Source organism: Halalkalibacillus sediminis (assembly GCF_002844535.1).
Classification (GTDB): Bacteria; Bacillota; Bacilli; order Bacillales; family Alkalibacillaceae; genus Halalkalibacillus_A; species Halalkalibacillus_A sediminis.
In genome coordinates this window covers 31,960-49,462 of sequence record NZ_PJNH01000001.1, presented here as the reverse complement: position 1 = coordinate 49,462, position 17,503 = coordinate 31,960, and the positions used below count along the sequence as shown (strand labels likewise).

At 39.1% G+C, this 17,503-nt stretch carries 14 protein-coding genes; 3 read left to right on the top strand and 11 right to left on the bottom strand.

Annotated features, from left to right (window positions below; translation table 11 throughout):
* Positions 1–1,113, top strand: a complete 1,113-nt coding sequence (locus CEY16_RS00295; protein ID WP_101329905.1) for a GerAB/ArcD/ProY family transporter — start codon at positions 1–3, stop codon at positions 1,111–1,113.
* Positions 1,097–2,236 carry a Ger(x)C family spore germination protein gene (locus tag CEY16_RS00290; RefSeq protein WP_101329904.1) on the top strand — a complete coding sequence of 380 codons (1,140 nt, stop codon included), beginning with the start codon at positions 1,097–1,099 and terminating at the stop codon, positions 2,234–2,236. Before CEY16_RS00295 ends, CEY16_RS00290 begins: the two co-directional genes overlap by 17 nt.
* A gap of 67 nt (positions 2,237–2,303) precedes the next feature.
* Here the strand turns inward: CEY16_RS00290 and CEY16_RS00285 are convergent, their stop codons facing one another.
* Positions 2,304–3,374 (bottom strand): undecaprenyldiphospho-muramoylpentapeptide beta-N-acetylglucosaminyltransferase, encoded by a 1,071-nt coding sequence (locus CEY16_RS00285; protein WP_101329903.1) that lies wholly within the window; start codon positions 3,372–3,374, stop codon positions 2,304–2,306.
* A 93-nt stretch (positions 3,375–3,467) separates the two neighbouring features.
* Between CEY16_RS00285 and CEY16_RS00280 the strand changes: the two genes are divergently transcribed.
* Positions 3,468–4,823 carry an MATE family efflux transporter gene (locus CEY16_RS00280; RefSeq protein WP_101329902.1) on the top strand — a complete coding sequence of 452 codons (1,356 nt, stop codon included), beginning with the start codon at positions 3,468–3,470 and terminating at the stop codon, positions 4,821–4,823.
* 53 nt (positions 4,824–4,876) lie between these two features.
* Here CEY16_RS00280 and CEY16_RS00275 read toward each other — a convergent pair whose 3' ends face one another.
* The 10 genes from CEY16_RS00275 to CEY16_RS15075 all read right to left on the bottom strand — a co-directional run bounded on the left by CEY16_RS00275 (position 4,877) and on the right by CEY16_RS15075 (position 17,477).
* The gene (locus tag CEY16_RS00275) at positions 4,877–6,307 is read right to left on the bottom strand and encodes an aldehyde dehydrogenase family protein (protein WP_101329901.1); all 1,431 of its coding nucleotides are present in this window, start codon (positions 6,305–6,307) and stop codon (positions 4,877–4,879) included.
* 111 nt (positions 6,308–6,418) lie between these two features.
* A complete protein-coding gene (locus CEY16_RS00270) occupies positions 6,419–7,615 on the bottom strand; it encodes a NupC/NupG family nucleoside CNT transporter (RefSeq protein ID WP_101329900.1) in 1,197 nt (398 codons plus the stop codon).
* Positions 7,616–7,736: 121 nt separating this feature from the next.
* Positions 7,737–8,492 carry a hypothetical protein gene (locus CEY16_RS00265; RefSeq protein ID WP_101329899.1) on the bottom strand — a complete coding sequence of 252 codons (756 nt, stop codon included), beginning with the start codon at positions 8,490–8,492 and terminating at the stop codon, positions 7,737–7,739.
* A 114-nt stretch (positions 8,493–8,606) separates the two neighbouring features.
* Positions 8,607–9,920: a 2-oxoglutarate dehydrogenase complex dihydrolipoyllysine-residue succinyltransferase gene (odhB, locus tag CEY16_RS00260; RefSeq protein WP_101329898.1), complete on the bottom strand. Its 1,314-nt coding sequence runs from the start codon at positions 9,918–9,920 to the stop codon at positions 8,607–8,609.
* A 14-nt stretch (positions 9,921–9,934) separates the two neighbouring features.
* Positions 9,935–12,772 (bottom strand): 2-oxoglutarate dehydrogenase E1 component, encoded by a 2,838-nt coding sequence (locus tag CEY16_RS00255; RefSeq protein WP_143484578.1) that lies wholly within the window; start codon positions 12,770–12,772, stop codon positions 9,935–9,937.
* 227 nt (positions 12,773–12,999) lie between these two features.
* Positions 13,000–14,691 (bottom strand): hypothetical protein, encoded by a 1,692-nt coding sequence (locus tag CEY16_RS00250; protein WP_101329897.1) that lies wholly within the window; start codon positions 14,689–14,691, stop codon positions 13,000–13,002.
* A 325-nt stretch (positions 14,692–15,016) separates the two neighbouring features.
* Complete coding sequence (gene trmL, locus CEY16_RS00245; protein ID WP_101329896.1) at positions 15,017–15,490, bottom strand: tRNA (uridine(34)/cytosine(34)/5-carboxymethylaminomethyluridine(34)-2'-O)-methyltransferase TrmL; 474 nt, start codon at positions 15,488–15,490, stop codon at positions 15,017–15,019.
* Between the two features lie 46 nt (positions 15,491–15,536).
* Positions 15,537–16,070, bottom strand: a complete 534-nt coding sequence (locus tag CEY16_RS00240) for a methylated-DNA--[protein]-cysteine S-methyltransferase (RefSeq protein WP_101329895.1) — start codon at positions 16,068–16,070, stop codon at positions 15,537–15,539.
* A 27-nt stretch (positions 16,071–16,097) separates the two neighbouring features.
* The gene (queG, locus tag CEY16_RS00235; RefSeq protein ID WP_101329894.1) at positions 16,098–17,237 is read right to left on the bottom strand and encodes a tRNA epoxyqueuosine(34) reductase QueG; all 1,140 of its coding nucleotides are present in this window, start codon (positions 17,235–17,237) and stop codon (positions 16,098–16,100) included.
* 90 nt (positions 17,238–17,327) lie between these two features.
* The gene (locus tag CEY16_RS15075; protein WP_162297810.1) at positions 17,328–17,477 is read right to left on the bottom strand and encodes a hypothetical protein; all 150 of its coding nucleotides are present in this window, start codon (positions 17,475–17,477) and stop codon (positions 17,328–17,330) included.
* Between the last annotated feature and the right edge of the window lie 26 nt (positions 17,478–17,503).

The following is a 17,503-nucleotide window of genomic DNA, read 5'->3' as shown; positions in this document are numbered from 1 at the left end:
ATGAAGGAATCCGTATTAGTTCCAATCGACAAACAAATAAAAGCTGCTTATTTATTTATTGTTATTCATACGATGCAAATAGGCGTCGGCTTAGCAGGATTCCCAAGGATCATTTATATGGAAGCAAAACAAGATAGTTGGTTTGTCCTTCTTTTAGCAGCTATCTTACTTCATATCGTGATCTTCACAATAGTCTATATTTTAAATTCATTTAAAAATGAGGACTTGCAAGGAATTCTGCAAAATCTATTTGGCAAATGGATTGGTAAGATAATTAATACCATATTCATTTTATACTTTTTGAGCATGTTTCTTAGTGTATTCGTCAATTATGTGGAGTTTGTTCAAGTGTTTATTTTTCCTGATTTAGCACCATGGTTCATTGGGACTCTATTGATTGTCCTTGTGGTCTATGCAGTTCATGGTGGTTTAAGAGTTGCTGTTGGAACAAGTATCATCTTCTTTTTCATAACGATTTGGATGGTCTTCTTACTAATTAAACCGATAACGATGATGGAATTCGACCACTTTTATCCCATTCTTACGACAACACCTGAGGAATGGTTGAGAGGGGTTAAAGCTACTTCATTTTCGGTCATTGGATTCGAGATCTTATGGATTATCTACCCCTTCATCAGTGATAAACATCATGTACAGAGATACAGTCAAACAGCGGCCATCTTCACAATTACACTATTGATGTATGTCACTGTAGTCTCTATCGGCTATTTTAGTGGAACTCAACTAGAAGAAAAAATTTGGCCTGTCTTAACACTATTTAAAATATTAAGCATGTCTTTCTTCGAGAGGTTTGATATTCTCCTTGTTGCTTTATGGATGTTTATCATTCTACCGAATATTATCCTATTAGCCTGGATGGTGACATATAGCATTAATCGTATGACTAAGTGTAAAGATGACTATGTGTTAATTGCATTGGCTATTATAGCATTGATCACGACCATATTTTTAGACGAACGTTATTATGTAAATGAATTCACTGATTTGGTCGCTCAACTTGGTATATACCTTGGGTTCATATTTCCCATAGCTTTACTCCCAATTGTATGGATTCATAAGAAAAGGAATAATCGCCATGCCAAAAATTCGTAAATTGTATATGTTGATCTTTGTACTTGTGTTTTTAACCGGTTGTGTTGAAAAAAATATTATTGAGGATCTTGGGATTGTGACCGTATTTGGATTTGACAAAGATGATGAAAAAGGATTGACAAAAGCTACTACTGTCATCTTTCAATTCAACCCTGATATTAGTGAAGCGTCACAAATTATTGAAAGTGAAGGCAGTACTTTTAGAGAAATCAAGAAAAATGCCAATAAAAAATCGGCTTATAAAATTGTAGCAGGGCAACTGAGAACAGTTCTTTTCGGACAGTCGGTTGCAGAAGAAGGTGTTTTTCATCTGTTAGACACGCTAGAAAGGGACGCCTCAATCTCGGATAAGCTCTATGTAACAATGACAGACATGAGTGCCTCTGAGGTTTTAAGTGCTTCCAACTATGAGCAAGCCCCGAATATTGGAACATACATTCAAGAATTATTGGACACTGCCATTGATGAAGAAGAAATGATGAGTAGCACATTACACGAGTTTCTGAGGGATTATACGATGGCAGGAATCGACCCAATGATTCCTATATTAGGTGTTGAGAACGGGAAAGTTTATATAAAGGAAATGGCATTGTTTCAAAATGACCGATATGTTGGGGAATTTAACTTGGATGAAATGTTTTACGCTCAAACACTTATGAAAAGAATAGGCGATGGAGTGATAGAAGTTCAATTGCCAATGGAAAAGTTCAAGAAACATTTAAAGCCCCACGAAAAAATAGAAAGTGAAACTTTTCAAGTAGTTCTAAATCAACTCAAAAGTCATTCTGATATTAAATTAACAGATTCACAATCACTTTCCTACGATATTCAATTGAAAATTAAGGGAAGGCTCACAGAAATGAGTGAACGAGTTAGTCTAAATGATGAAAAAGTGGTTCGATTGTTGGAGGATGAAATTTGTACTCAAATTGAGAACGAGTTGTACAAAGTAATTGCTAAAACACAAGAACTCAAGACTGACGTATTTGGATTTGGTAGAATATATAATTCTAAAATGCGAAATGAGCAGCTCACTTCGGATGAGTGGAGAGAAATATATCCAGAAATAAATGTCTCTATCTCAGTCGATACTACAGTAAACAGGTATGGAATCATACAATAGTAAGAAAATCGAATTTGAGATTTAAAAACGCAAGTTACCTTGGTCGGTACTTGCGTTTCATTTATACCTATTTCATTGTTTTCAAAATCAAATCGATGACTTCATCCTTCGATTGTTGAGGTTGGTATGCACTCATGTTCGTTTGGAACTTTTCTCGATTTTCCTGCAAATGTTTCAACGAATCGATCAGAGAGTTTGAATCCAGTTCCTCTTCCTCTAAGACTTCTGCATAACCCCTCTTTTTAAATGAATTGGCGTTTAGAATCTGGTCACCCCGGCTAGCTTGCTTTGATAATGGAATAAGCAGCATCGGTTTTTTTAGTGCTAAAAATTCAAAAATAGCGTTGGATCCTGCACGTGATACGACTAGATCTGTTGCAGCAAATAGGTCCTTTAATTCATCAGTAACATACTCAAACTGGACGTAGCCACGTTGTTTAGTCGCTTCATCGACATTACCCTTACCGCATAAATGTATCAACTGAAATTCTTTGAGCAAAGTAGGTAAAGACTCTCTAACAGCTTGATTTATTTTCTGTGCACCAGCACTCCCACCCATCACCATGATGATAGGTTTCTCAGAAGTCAACCCTGTTAATTGAAAGGCCATTTCCTTATCTCCCTCAAACAACTCCTCCCGGACAATCGCGCCAACATTTTTGGCTTTTTTCTGTGATAGATGTTGGTTGGTTTCAGGGAAAGTGGTCAACACGTAATTAGCAAAATTGGATGCAATACGGTTAGCAAGTCCTGGTGTATAATCTGATTCGTGAATAATTGAAGGGGTTCCAGTCATTTTAGCTGCCATCACAACAGGTACGGAAACGAACCCTCCCTTTGAGAAAACGATCCTCGGCTTCAATTTTTTTATCAATTTTCTCGCTTGCATGATCCCTTTCAATACACGGAAAGGATCTTTGAAGTTTTCTTTAGACATATACCTTCTCAACTTACCTGTCGCTATAGAATGGTAAGTCACACCGTTGAGACCTTCAATCAGCTCTTTTTCAATTCCTTCATAGGAGCCTATATAGTGTACATCGTAGCCTTTATTAATAAATTCAGGAATCAAAGCAAGGTTCACCACAACGTGACCTGCAGTCCCTCCACCAGTAAAAACAATCGTTTCTTTGTTCAATGTTAAACGTCCTTTCTATTCATTCCTCTTAAAATCAGATATAATGACATATTAGCAAACCTAAAACCATTTTAATAGAAAGGTCTTTACTTTATGTATAAAACCTTTTCCATCAAAGAGAAATTATCTTTATTCATGCGTATACTTATGCCAATTTTAATCACCCAGGTCGGTATATACCTGATGAATTTCTTCGATGTCGTCATGTCAGGCCAAGTTAGTGCCAATGACTTGGCAGGAGTCGCCATCGGTTCATCAGTATGGATTCCTATTTTAACGGGTGTGAATGGAATCATGCTTGCTCTCTCGCCAATAGTCGCTCAATTATTAGGCGGAGATAAGCGAGATGAAATCCCTTCTGTGGTGAAACAAGGAATTTACCTAGCCATCACTATTTCAATAATTATTTTCGTGATTGGAGCTTTCATTTTAAAACCAGGTCTCGGATACCTAGCCATTGATCCGTCTGTTGAAAATGTGGCCTATTACTATTTGGTCGCCCTAGGCTTCGGAATGATTCCGTTGTTCGTATTCAATCTACTTCGGTGTTTCATTGACGCTTTAGGACAAACCAAGATCTCCATGTTCGTTATCTTGATCGCTCTTCCGCTCAATGTTTTCTTCAATTACCTTTTCATTTTCGGTAATTGGGGAGTACCTGCATTAGGAGGTATTGGGGCAGGAGTCGCTTCAGCCATCACCTATTTATGCACGGCGTTGATCACCATGTTCATTCTTCAAAGAATGCACCCATTTCGTGCTTTTAACATTTTCAGTAATTGGGTGAGACCATCATTGACAGCTTTTAAGGAACAGTTGAAGATTGGTGTTCCGATTGGTGTGACGATTTTCTTTGAAACAAGTATTTTTGCTGCCGTAACATTATTTATTAGTGCGTATAATACTGAGACAATTGCAGCACACCAGGCGGCTATGAACTACGCAACGATTTTCTACATGGTTCCACTTGCTATAGCTATGGCCCTTACTATCGCAGTTGGGTTTGAAGTTGGAGCGAAACGCTATCAAGATGCAAAAGTTTATAGCCAAATAGGAATTAGTTCCGGCTTTCTTTTCGCAATTCTTGCAGGGATTTTCATCTTTGTTTTTCGCGAAGAAGCTTCAAAATTATATAGCCAAGATCCAGGGGTCATTTCGCTTACCCAGCAATTTTTGATATATGCTATTTTCTTTCAGCTGTCTGATGGATTCGGCACCCCGATTCAAGGAGCACTTCGAGGTTACAAAGATGTAAATGTCACTCTAGGAATAGCATTTGTTTCATTTTGGGTGATTGGTCTTCCATCTGGTATATTGATTGCGAACTTCACGAACCTGGGCCCATTCGGTTATTGGATGGGACTGATTATTGGTCTTGGTGCTGGTGCGATTGCATTGATTTCGCGATTAATTAATCAATTAAAGATATATTCCGCAAAAAAATCATAACTTCAAATGAGAATGCTCCATGATCCCTTATCATGGAGCATTCATTTCATAGACTAAAATTCATTTTTTAAATTCAACACAATTAATCTTTCTTCCGTCATCTCTTCTATACTGTAGGCTGGACCTTCTTTACCCCAACCACTATCCTTCATTCCTCCGTATGGCATCAGATCCACACGATACTGAGAGCTATCGTTCACCATAATGCCACCGACTTCCATATGGCGTGCAGCATAAAACGCTTTATCGATATTATTGGTGAATATTCCACCTTGAAGACCATATTTGGAAAGGTTGACTGTTTTTAGACATTCTTCAAAGTTATCGTATGGAATAACAGAAACTAACGGGGCGAACACTTCCTCACAGACAATTTGCATGTCATGGTCAACATCCGTGACAATCGTCGGCTGAAGCATGTTATCTTTGCGCTCACCACCATGCAACACTTTCGCACCTTTTTCCTTAGCCTCGTTCAACCATTCTTCAGCTCTTTCCGCTTCATCGATACCAATCATCGGTCCGACATCCGTCTCGTCATCATATGGGTCACCCACATTCAGATTCTTAACCGCTTCAATTAAGGCATTCTGGAATTCGTCTCTGATTGATTCGTCGACATAAACACGTTGCACAGAAATACAAACTTGCCCAGCAAAAGCAAAGCCTTTAGCCGCAATATTTTCGGCCACTTCTTTTATGTCTACATCACGATCAACAATAACCGGGGAATTATTCCCTAGCTCAAGAACTAACTTTTTCATTCCTGTATTCTGTTTGATCTGAAGCCCGACCTCTGCACTTCCAGTGAACGTAAATAATTGGACTCGTTCGTCGTTAGTCAAAGCTTTTCCAATTTCTGAACCACTACCAGTTACAACATTCAATACCCCTTTTGGTAAACCAGCTTGTTCAAATAGTTCAGCCAATTTCAAGGCAGTAATTGGTGTCGCACTTGCTGGTTTATGAACGACCGTATTTCCTGCTGCTATTGCAGGTGCAACTTTATGAAGGACTAAGTTGAGTGGGAAGTTAAAAGGGCTGATAGCAGCAACTACACCAACAGGAACTTTAATAGTAAATGCCATTCGATTTTCACTGCCAGGAGCTGCTTCTACAGGGACACCATGTCCACTTAATCTTTTTGCTTCCTCAGCAGACTGCTCAAGGGTTTGTACAGCTCGGGCCACTTCAGTACGAGCTTGTTTGATCGGTTTACCAGCCTCATGAGTAATCGTTTGTGCCATGTCTTCCTTATTTTCTTTAAGCAATTGTGCAACTTTCATCAAATATTCGTAACGCTCGTAAGGAGAAGTTAAATCAGCATCAAAAGCTTCTTTGGCAGCATCTACTGCTTTAGTTACATCATCTTCTGAAGCCTTTGATATTTTTGCAAAAGGTTCTTGTTTTGTTTTATTTAAAACTTCGGTTGTCTCATCTGTTTGTGTCCATTTTCCGCCTATATAAAGACCATATGTTTTCATCTTAACCAACCTCTTTTCTTTTCGTCATTTCTCTTTTTCTATATTTCCTTGAATGACAACTTTTAAACTAAAAAACGACTGCCCATGAATATGAGCAGTCGCTTCATCTTTTTATAAAAACATACCTGCAATTGTTGCAGAAAGGATCGATGCAAGAGTTGCACCAATTAGTAATTTCATCCCGAAACTAGAGATTGTCTTACCTTTTTCAGAATCAATTCCGGCAACTGTACCAGCGATGATACCGATTGAAGAGAAGTTCGCGAAACTTGTTAAGAAGACTGAAACAATACCAACTGTCTTCTCAGATAAGTCACCACTCACTTCCATGAACTGAGACATAGCTACGAATTCGTTAGTGATAATCTTAGTCCCCATGAAGCTACCTGCTGAAACGAGTTCTCCAGGTGCAACACCCATCAAGAACGTAATTGGAGCTAAAGCGTAACCCAGTAGTTCCTCGAGCGTCCATCCGCTAGCTACTGCGCCGATGACCCAGTTCACCATTTCTAGAGAAGCTAAGAATGCTATTAGCATAGCAGCAACAATAAGTGCAATTCTCCCACCGTCAAGCGCACCATTTGCCATCGCTTCAAAAACACTTTTAGATTGACTGACATTTTTGACGTCTACTTCATCGTCTTCGTCCTCAACTTTAACTGGAGCTATAATTGAAGCTAAAATCAAGGCACTGAACATATTTAGTGGAATCGCTACCAGGACATATTGTGGTGGAATGATTTCCATGTATGCACCTACAATTGAAGCTGATACAGAACCCATAGCAGATGCACTGACAATGTATAATCGATTATCTGTTAATCGGTGGAACTGTGATTTGATTGCAATTAGTGCCTCCGATTGCCCGAAGAACATACTGTTGACAGCGTTGAAAGATTCGATCTTCGGAAGCCCTGTGATTTTTGAAATGAATCCACCGACATATTTAATGATGATAGGCAAAATCTTAAAGTGTGTCAGTACTGACAAAATCGTCGCGAAAAAGACGATGATCAGTAATACGTTTAGGAAGAAAACTTGTGGGTTATCCGGATTTTCAAACGCCAAACCTCCGAAGACGAAATTGACACCACTCATCCCGAACTCAATCAATTTAGAAAATACATTACTAATACCTATAATTATTGTTTGACCAATATCTGTATTAAACATAAACCATGTCAAGGCAAATTGGATAAGGAGCATGATCCCGATACCCTTGACTGGAATATTTCTTTTGTCATTCGACATTAGGAAAGCAATTCCCAATACTAAAGCGATTGCAACAATTGCAAGTAAAATATCCATTATGCTTGTCCTCCTCATGATGCTTCTTAAATATTTCCCAAACGGATTGTATCAACAATATGTTACCGTCGCAATAAATTTAACACCGTTAATTATTGACAATCTTTTGTCATCCAAATACTTATTTTTTACCCAAATTTTTACGTCTGATTTTTTCAGATTTCAAATGGGCTTCGAGGAAGTGAATATATTTAGAACTTTTATTATTGTATACCACTTCACAATAATAATAATCTAACCTTTTGACCAACCATATGACTTCTTTCCACTCTGAAAGGTGCACACCACCATCTGATAAATGGAAGATGTTTACCTTAATCCCCTTTTGAACTGAGAACTGATGAATGCTTTTTAGTGGGTTTAAAAAAGAAGTACCGTTATTACATCCAGTAATAGAGAATTCGCTTCCCCATTTGTAGTGATAAATTTTTGTATCATGTAACATCGTCACATCTATGTTATCAGTAGTAAGTTGATCGCTAAAATAGTTGATAATTTTCCCCTCTTTTATTTTAGAAAATATAGACCTCATCGAATTTGATGTATCTATTAAGAGGATATTCAAAGGTGGAGACTTCACTTTAAGTTTTACCCACTGATGCATTAAACGTTCTTCAAGAGGTTCACCGAAGGATGAGTAGTTCAAGAGGGTTTTAGCGAGGTTAATTCTAGGAGAAATAACAGGCTCATTTTGATGATTCAATTTCCCCAATAACTCTGTTGCCTCTAAAGAAAGTAGATCCCAATCAATTTCTTCTCTTTGCCTATTAGAGACAGGCTTATTTTTAATACTTGAACCCAAAGTCAAATCAGGTAGGTGCTCATATCCGTGAAAAATCATAGGAAATTCAGTGATATCATACTTCTTTTCTGTCATTATCACTCACCTCTATTCTTATTTTATGAATAGAGAAATCAAGGTAGAAGATGGCTCAAACAAAACTAAATCCTCCTCATTTCCTATTAAGAAACGAGGAGGATTCATTTTATCTTAACCTTCTAATAATAAATCGTACGGATCTTCAATTAATTCTTTCACTCTTACTAAGAATTGTACTGCTTCACGACCATCGATAAGACGGTGATCGTAAGACATCGCAATGTGCATCATCGGGCGAACTTCGATTGAATCGTCATCCATAACCATTGGACGTTTTTCAATCTTGTGTAGACCCAAGATACCAACTTGTGGAGCATTGATAATCGGAGTAGAGTTCAATGATCCGAAAATACCACCGTTAGTGATTGTGAATGAACCACCTTGAAGTTCATTTAGCGTCAGTTTACCATCGCGAGCTTTCTTGGCTAATTCACCAATTTCACTTTCAATACCTGCAAAGCTTAGGCGATCAGCATCGCGAACAACCGGTACTACAAGACCTTCTTCAGTAGATACGGCCATTCCGATATCATAGAATTGCTTCTTAACGATTTCATCGCCTTGGATTTCCGCATTTACTAATGGGAATTCTTTAAGTGCCGCTACAACTGCTTTAGTGAAGAATGACATGAAACCAAGTTTTACACCGTGTTTTTCCAAGAAGTCATCTTTACGCTCGCTACGTAGCTTCATAACGTTACTCATGTCAACTTCATTGAATGTTGTCAACATTGCAGCGTTTTGTTGTGCTTCTACAAGACGCTTAGCGATTGTTTGACGACGACGAGACATCTTCACTCGTTCAACTGGCTTATCAAATTCTGTTTTATCAGCAGATTTGTCTTCTTTCTTAGAAGATTTTTTCTTACCTTCATCAGATTTCGATTTAGCAGCTGCTTCTACGTCTTCTTTAGAAATTCGACCAACAGGATCTTTTGGCTTGATTTCGTTCAAGTCGATTCCTAATTCGCGTGCGCGCTTACGAGTAGCAGGTGAAGCTACAGGCTGATCAGATTTATCTTCTTTAGAGTCTTCCTTGGATTCTTCTTCGGAATCGTCCTTAGATTCTTTTTCTTCTTTCTTGTCTTCTTTACTATCTTCTTTCTCTTCCTTGCTCACTTCTTTTGATTCCTCTTTAGATTCATCTTCATCCTTAGAGTCATCACTATCACTAGAGCCTGAAGCTTCTCCGCTTTCGTCTACTTTTGCGATCGTGTCACCAACTTCAACATCATCGCCTTCTTCAACTAATACTTCTGCAATTACACCAGAGAAGTCTGAATTTACTTCGACGTTTACTTTGTCTGTTTCTAATTCTACAACTGGGTCTCCCTTTTCTACTTGGTCACCTTCTTTTACTAACCATTCGGCAACTGTACCTTCAGTAATGGACTCGGCCAACTCAGGGACTTTGATTTCCTTCACGTCATTCTCCTCCTTTAATCAAGCTTTAATGCTTCGTTAATGATGCGGCTTTGTTCTGATTTGTGGATGTTTGGATCACCAACAGCTGGTGATGAACGATAAGGGCGACCTACAAAGTGAAGTTTTTGTTTCACTTTCATGATCTCCTGGATTCGTTCTTTGACGAAATCCCAGCTACCCATGTTCTTAGGTTCTTCTTGAACCCAAACAATTTCTTCGATGTTTTTATAAGTTTTCAATAACTTCTTCAGTTCTTTTTCTGGGAATGGATAAATTTGTTCCATTCGGACGACATGAATCTCCTCATTAGGATCTTTCTCTTCAAGCGTCTCTTCTAAATCTACCATAATCTTACCACTACCTATAACTAAACGCTTCACTGACTCAGGTTCGTCTCCAGTACCTTTTTGCTCAAGAATCGGAGCGAATTTACCACTGGATAACTGCTCATGATCTACAGCAACACGTTGGTTACGGATCAAGCTCTTAGGTGTCATCAATACTAACGGGCGTGCCGCATCCGTTCCTACGATTGCTGCTTGACGACGTAACAAGTGGAAGTACTGTGATGCTGTTGTTACGTTCGCAACCGTCCAGTTGTTTTCAGCTGACAACTGTAGGAACCTTTCTAAACGTGCACTAGAGTGCTCAGGGCCTTGGCCTTCATAACCATGTGGTAACAGGATTGCCATGCTAGCAATCTGACCCCATTTTGCACGACCTGAAGCGATGAATTGATCGAAAATTACTTGACCAGCATTCGCAAAGTCACCGTACTGTGCTTCCCAAAGAACAAGAGTATTCTTCGTTTGTACGCTGTAACCATATTCAAAACCTAATACACCAGCTTCTGATAATGGACTATTGTAAATACTGAATGATACATCCACATCGTCTATTCCGTGGAATGGGCTGTATGTCTCTTCAGTTTCTACATCATGAATGACCGCATGACGATGAGCGAAGGTTCCACGTTCGGAGTCCTGACCAGACATCCGGATCGGTTTACCATCTTTTAGAATTGAAGCAAATGCTAACGCTTCTCCTAATGCCCAATCAATTTTTTCACCGTCTTCAAATGCTTTCTCACGACGTTGTAAAATCTTTTCAAGCTTCTTGAAACCAGTGAAATCTTCTGGTCGATTCAACATATCTGCGTTCAATTTTTTCAATTCATCTTCTTCTACTGCCGTTTCAATCTTATCTAATCCATTAGCAACTTCTTCAGGAAGATCTGGTACCGAAGACCTTTTCTTTTCGTCTTCTTTCATATTGTTATAAATCTCACGAAGATTGCTGATTGCGTCATCCTTGAACTTCTTCGCATCGTCTTCAGAAACAACTTTATCATCAACCAGTTGTTTAGCGAAGACTTCATAAGTAGTCCCGTGATCATCAATTTGTTTATACAACGATGGTTGAGTGCTACGTGGCTCGTCCATCTCGTTGTGTCCGTAACGACGATAACCGACTAGGTCGATCAATACGTCCTTTCCGAACTCCTTACGATAGTTGTATGCAAACTCTACCGCTTTGAGACACTCTAACGGGTCGTCTGCGTTCACGTGAATTACAGGTACTTCAAAACCTTTAGCAAGATCACTTGCATATTTCGTAGAACGTGCATCTGTATGGTTAGTTGTGAAACCGACTAAGTTATTCGCAATCAAGTGGATGGACCCACCTGTTTCATAACCGTTCAATTGAGACATGTTGATCGTCTCAGGAACAACACCTTCACCAATAAATGCTGCGTCTCCGTGGATTTGAATGCTGAAAGCTTTATCTGGATCGTGTTTTGCATATCCTTTTACATTACGATCATCTTGAACCGCACGAGTATAACCCTGAACTACTGGATTCACGAATTCAAGGTGAGAAGGGTTATGAGCTAAAGTTATTTTTGTTTTATGCTCACCGTTCTCGAATTCACGGTCCGCACCAAAGTGATATTTCACATCTCCGGTCCAACCATAATTGATTCCTGTAGAACCTTCTGAAGGAACTAATTCCTTATCAGGAGAGTGAGCGAATTCTGAGAAAATAAGATCATAAGGTTTTCCTAATACATGAGCTAACACATTCAGGCGACCACGGTGGGCCATGCCCATCATGATGTGTTCAACTTCATCTTTGTTCCCATTCATCACCATACGATCGAGCATTGGTACCATTACGTCCAATCCTTCAATCGAGAAACGCTTTTGAGCAACGAATGTTTTACCCAAGAATTGTTCAAAACCTTCAACTTCACCAAGACGAGTTAATAGATCTTTCTTTTCATCATCATTTAAAGAAACATCAAATGCGCCAGTTTCTACTTTGCCGTAGAGCCACTCGCGCTCGTCATCATCTGGAATATGGTTGAATTCATATGAGATTTTTCCTGCATAAGTGTCTGTTAAATGCTGTACAAACTCCCATGCATTTTTAACATGACCAGGCACTTCATTTGCCAATAATCCAATATCAATTGATTTTAAATCATCTTTAGAAAGTCCATATGATTCTGGATCTAGTAACTTGGATTGACGGTCATCTTGCCTACCTACTGGGAAAATATCCGCTTCTAAATGTCCATGTCTGCGGATCGCTTCGATTAGGCGAATAGCTGATGCCACTTTCTTAAGATCTGCTGAAGAAGTTTGTCCACCTTGTGCGGTTTCACCACTAGTAGAAACCCAATCTGGTGCTCCATATTCTTCAAACATTTGACGCAATGATTCATCGACTGCATCAGGGTCGTCTAAGTATAGATCGTATTGCTCTTCTACATAACCCATATTCGGACCATGAAAAGCATGCCAAACGTTATCATTAGACCCTTTGTTTGCCACTTTTACTACCCCCATCAATTTTGTTCAATATGGTTCATATATTGAAAGTATTTATTCATAGTTTTCCGCTGTCCACATCACAATGTTTACCCTTTTACTATTATGTACAAACAAGGTGTGATGCATAAGCGTAAAAACGGTGATTACATGAAACAAGTATATATGAAAATGCGCTTCTAGAAAAGACTAACGCTATAAAAATTGTCGATTTCTTAGCGTTTATCAACATTTTTTATTAATATTTATTCACTTCTCATCAACTGGTCAATCGTATCAAGCATAGAATCGGATACAAAAATCGACTTATTCTTCCATTGTTGAAGGCCATATTCATATAACTGCTCACGGAAATTCTCTTCTGTTACCTGAATTTGTTTCAAAGTGAAACGTTTGAAGATTCTTTGATAGTCATCAGGCAAATCTGAATATCTTATATTATCCAAATCGTCCTCCAACCATTCACGAAGCGAATCTCGATTATGTTTCAGGTTCATTTCCATTAACGAATCAACGGATTTTGAGAATGAAGTTTCTGATGATAATTCTTGAAAATACCTCTGCACATTTTGATCCAAATCGGACATTTTTTCATCCTCAATGAAATCAAGCACCAAGTCATAGAGTTTCGTATGATAATATGCTCTTGCTTGTTCAATTGCATTCAGAAATTTTTCACGCTCTTGTAAGGGGAGAACATAATCATTTTTAAGAGAAATTTCTAATTCTTCTAAAAGTAATTCGGCGTCAATCTGATCAGTGTCCCTTGCACATACCTTTGCCAATAAATTGAAAACCATTCTTGGTTCAATACCAGACATACCTTCATCTTGGTATTCCTCTGTTAAATCGTCCCTTGAGAACCCCTCCACTTTTTCACCATTATATAACATGACTTTTTCCATTTTTGTAACGGGGAACTGATTGGACCTTTTCACTCTTGTCAGTAAAACCGCCATAGCTAGCGTTTCAAGTGCTTGATACTGGAGGCGAGATACATCATGGTTTAATAGCTTTTCCTGATAAAGTATGATTTCATTTGATAAAACCAAATTATAGGGAACTCGTATGAAAACCATTCGACTTGTTAGAGCTTCGTTGTTTTTTTCTTTAATAAAATCTTCTAGATCAGTTTCATTCGTATGTCCGATCACCACTTCATCCGCACATAGAGGGGATTGGCGTGAAATTTTGTAGCTTCCCTCCTCTGATAAAGATATGAATGGATACAAGAGCTGTCGTTGACATTTGAACACTTCATTCAATTCTAATATGCCTCGGTTAGCCGCTTGAATTTCTCCGTCGTATCTATAAGCCATCGGGTGAGAGGGAGATCCGTACTTGGTTATCGTTGAATAATCGATCGAGCCTAAAAGGTCGGATTGATCTTGAGAATAATGGTCTCCCGGAAAAAAATGACCGATTCCTTGCCTTTTCGCTTCAGATAAATAGAATCGCTCAATTTGGACATTTTCCCATTCACCTTGAAATTGTTGGAGACGGTACTGATTATAAGTTGATAGTTGGCCCCTAACCTCAATTCCACACTGTCTGATTTTTGATCGAATAGCTTCTGGTACGGCCAATAATGGATCTTCATTAAGAGCGCACCCCTTAATTCTGAACACTGCTCCTTCATCTGTATAAGAATAAACGATTATAGATTCTTTGAGTTTTTGTACGAATGTTGACTTCCCACTCCCGGGAGGACCTACTAATACAAGCATTCTTTTACGAACATCATATCCCTTACCCGCCGGGCGAAAATATTCATCGATCGTTTTTTTGAAAAAATCAGCATTGGACAAAACCGGATCTTTCAATAAGGAATCATTTTTAACCAAAGCATTCCATAACCTTTGATGACTGGTCAGTGGAATGAATTTTTTATCGAGGATCATTTGAACATATTCTTTTAATGAATAACTATCACGCATACAACCACCCCTACTAAATATCCTATTCAATAGGTAGTGGGGAATATATTATAATGTGTCTGAAAACGAACATTATTTGAACTTTTACATCTTTAGTTCACAAGTTGCCAAAACTAAGATATAATACAAGTAATTATTAGAGGACATCAGAGGTGAAATTTATGGGTTTAGCAGTTATTTTAGGCGTATGCGTAGTATTTATAGTTTCAATTTTTACAGCTGGTTATGATGCAAAGCCGGGCGAACCGAAGAAAAGATTCCGTTTATAATTTAATGAAATTACTTTAAAAACATGAAAAGCTGACCCATTAGAGGTCAGCTTTTTTTAGTTTAAATTTGGGAATCTCTGTTGTCTTAGCGCTTCATAAATCACGATTGCAGCTGTATTAGCCAGATTCAACGAGCGAACTTTACCAGTCATATGCACCCTCAGACATTGATCTTCTCTTCCTGTAATCAATTCTTCTGGAATGCCATCCGTCTCCCTACCGAATACGAAAAAGATATCTTGATCTTTGTCGCTGTAATCATAATCAGTGTAATATTTCGTACCGTAATTCTCGATATAGTAAAACATACCTTCCGGATAGCGTTCATACATCTCTTCCAATGAGTCATAGTACTGGATATTCACATCATGCCAATAATCCAGCCCCGCGCGACGCAACATTTTATCTTCAGTTGAAAATCCAAGCGGTCGAATTAAGTGAAGCGTTGTATCAGTTGCGAGTGCCGTCCTTGCGATATTTCCCGTATTAGCCGGTATTTCCGGTTGATATAAAACCATATGTAAACCCACGGTTGCCACCTCTTTCATGTACATTCCGCGAGTATTATATCACAATTCACCTGGATAGTTGCATCGTTGAATGATGTTTCTTTTCATGCTCCAATAAAAATTGTTTGTTATCGAGTCCTCCAGCATATCCAGTAAGCGTTCCATCGCTACCGATGACACGATGACACGGAACCACCACTGATATCGGATTTTTATTAATGGCTCCCCCGACGGCACGCACAGCTTTTTCGTGATTGATATGTCTCGCAATATCGCCATAAGTCCATGTTTCTCCATAAGGGATTTCCATTAATGAAGACCACACTTTTTGTTGGAAATCGGTTCCGAGCAAATGATAATCGAAAGTGAAATCAACAGACTGACCACGAAAGTATCGATCTAGTTCGTTTTTCGCTGTTTCATAAGCTTCGTCATCTTCTTCAATTGAAACATCCAAGCGATTTTTTTGGGTCCATCGATCTAACCACTCTTCGTGTTCAATCAACTGTCCATATTTTACAAAATAAACCTTGTTACCATCCCCGCCGATCAATAATGGCCCAACCGGAGATTGATATCTTGAAACGATCAATTTTTTCATTACATACACCTCCATGGTTTGAATTGTCTACACCGTTTGATGTTTAAAAGACAATCCTTTCTCCATTTCGTTGATGACTTGTTCATCCGATTCTCGTTCTTTCGCTTTCAAAATCAACTCCTCTGAATCGCTACGTCCAATTTTCCCAATGGCCCATGCAGCCGTTCCTCTAATGACAGGTCTAGGGTCATTGTTCATCAAGTCTGCTAAATCATCGACAGAATCTTCATTTTTATAGTGGGCTAACGCTATGATAGCATTTCGTTGAATCGGTTTCTTTCCTCTCCACGATCCAGACATATAACCATACTTCTCCTTGAACTCCCGATTCGATATTTTCAGAAGAGGCTGTAGCTTAGGTTTTACTAGTTCAGGATCTGGCTCCATTTCAGGATGCAAATGAAAATCTTTTGATTTATTCTTCGGACAAACTACTTGGCAGGTGTCACAACCGTATACTCGATTTCCGATTTTTGTACGGAATTCATCTTCTAGAAAACCTTTCGTCAGCGTTAGATAAGCGATACAACGCTGTGCATTCAGTTGCCCGCCTTGAACTAGTGCCCCAGTCGGGCAAGTATCTACACAAATATTGCAGTCGCCACAGCCTTCTTCGATAGGTTCATCCGGTTGGAAGGGGATATTTGTAATCAGTTCTCCTAAGTACACGTATGAACCGTAATCCTCCGTAATCAGTGCACAATTTTTTCCGACAAAACCGACCCCTGCGCGTTCTGCCACCGCACGGTCATGCAATTCTCCGGTATCCACCATTGCTTTATAGGCAACACCATCAACCTTTTCTTGCAAAAATTCACCGAGCAGGCGTAGCTTCTCTCTTAAAACATCATGGTAATCCTGCCCCCAGGATGCTCTAGCGAAAACACCACGAGGTTCCTGTTTTGTGCTTTTAGGTGCACCTTTCATCTTTGAAGGATAAGCGAGTGCGATCGATATGATAGAGCGAGCTTTTGGCATCAATTCGGAAGGAGTTGTACGTTCTTCGACAGACCCCTTCTCAAAACCAGACTGGAATTTTAACGACTGCTGCACGATCAACCGTTGCTTTAACGAGTCGAATGTATCAGCTGAAGTAAAACCTATTTCCTGGATGTTGATTTCCTTACTATATTCGATGAGTTCCTGTTTTAATTGAGCGACGTCCATACAACCCCTCCTTTCTATTGATGAGTTTTGTGAGTGACTTTTTTGAGTTTGCCCGTGAGTTTCTGCACCTTACCCGTAAATTCTGGCTTCTTATCCGTGAGTTCCCACTTCTTTCCCGTGAGTTATCGCTTCTTTCCCGTGAGTTATCGCTTCTTTCCCGTGAATTCCCGCTTCTTGCCCGTGAATTCCAGCATCTTTCCCTGAAGTTCTCGCTACTTGGAGATGGGTTTTCACCTCCAAACGGCGGGTTTCCTCCTCCAAACGGC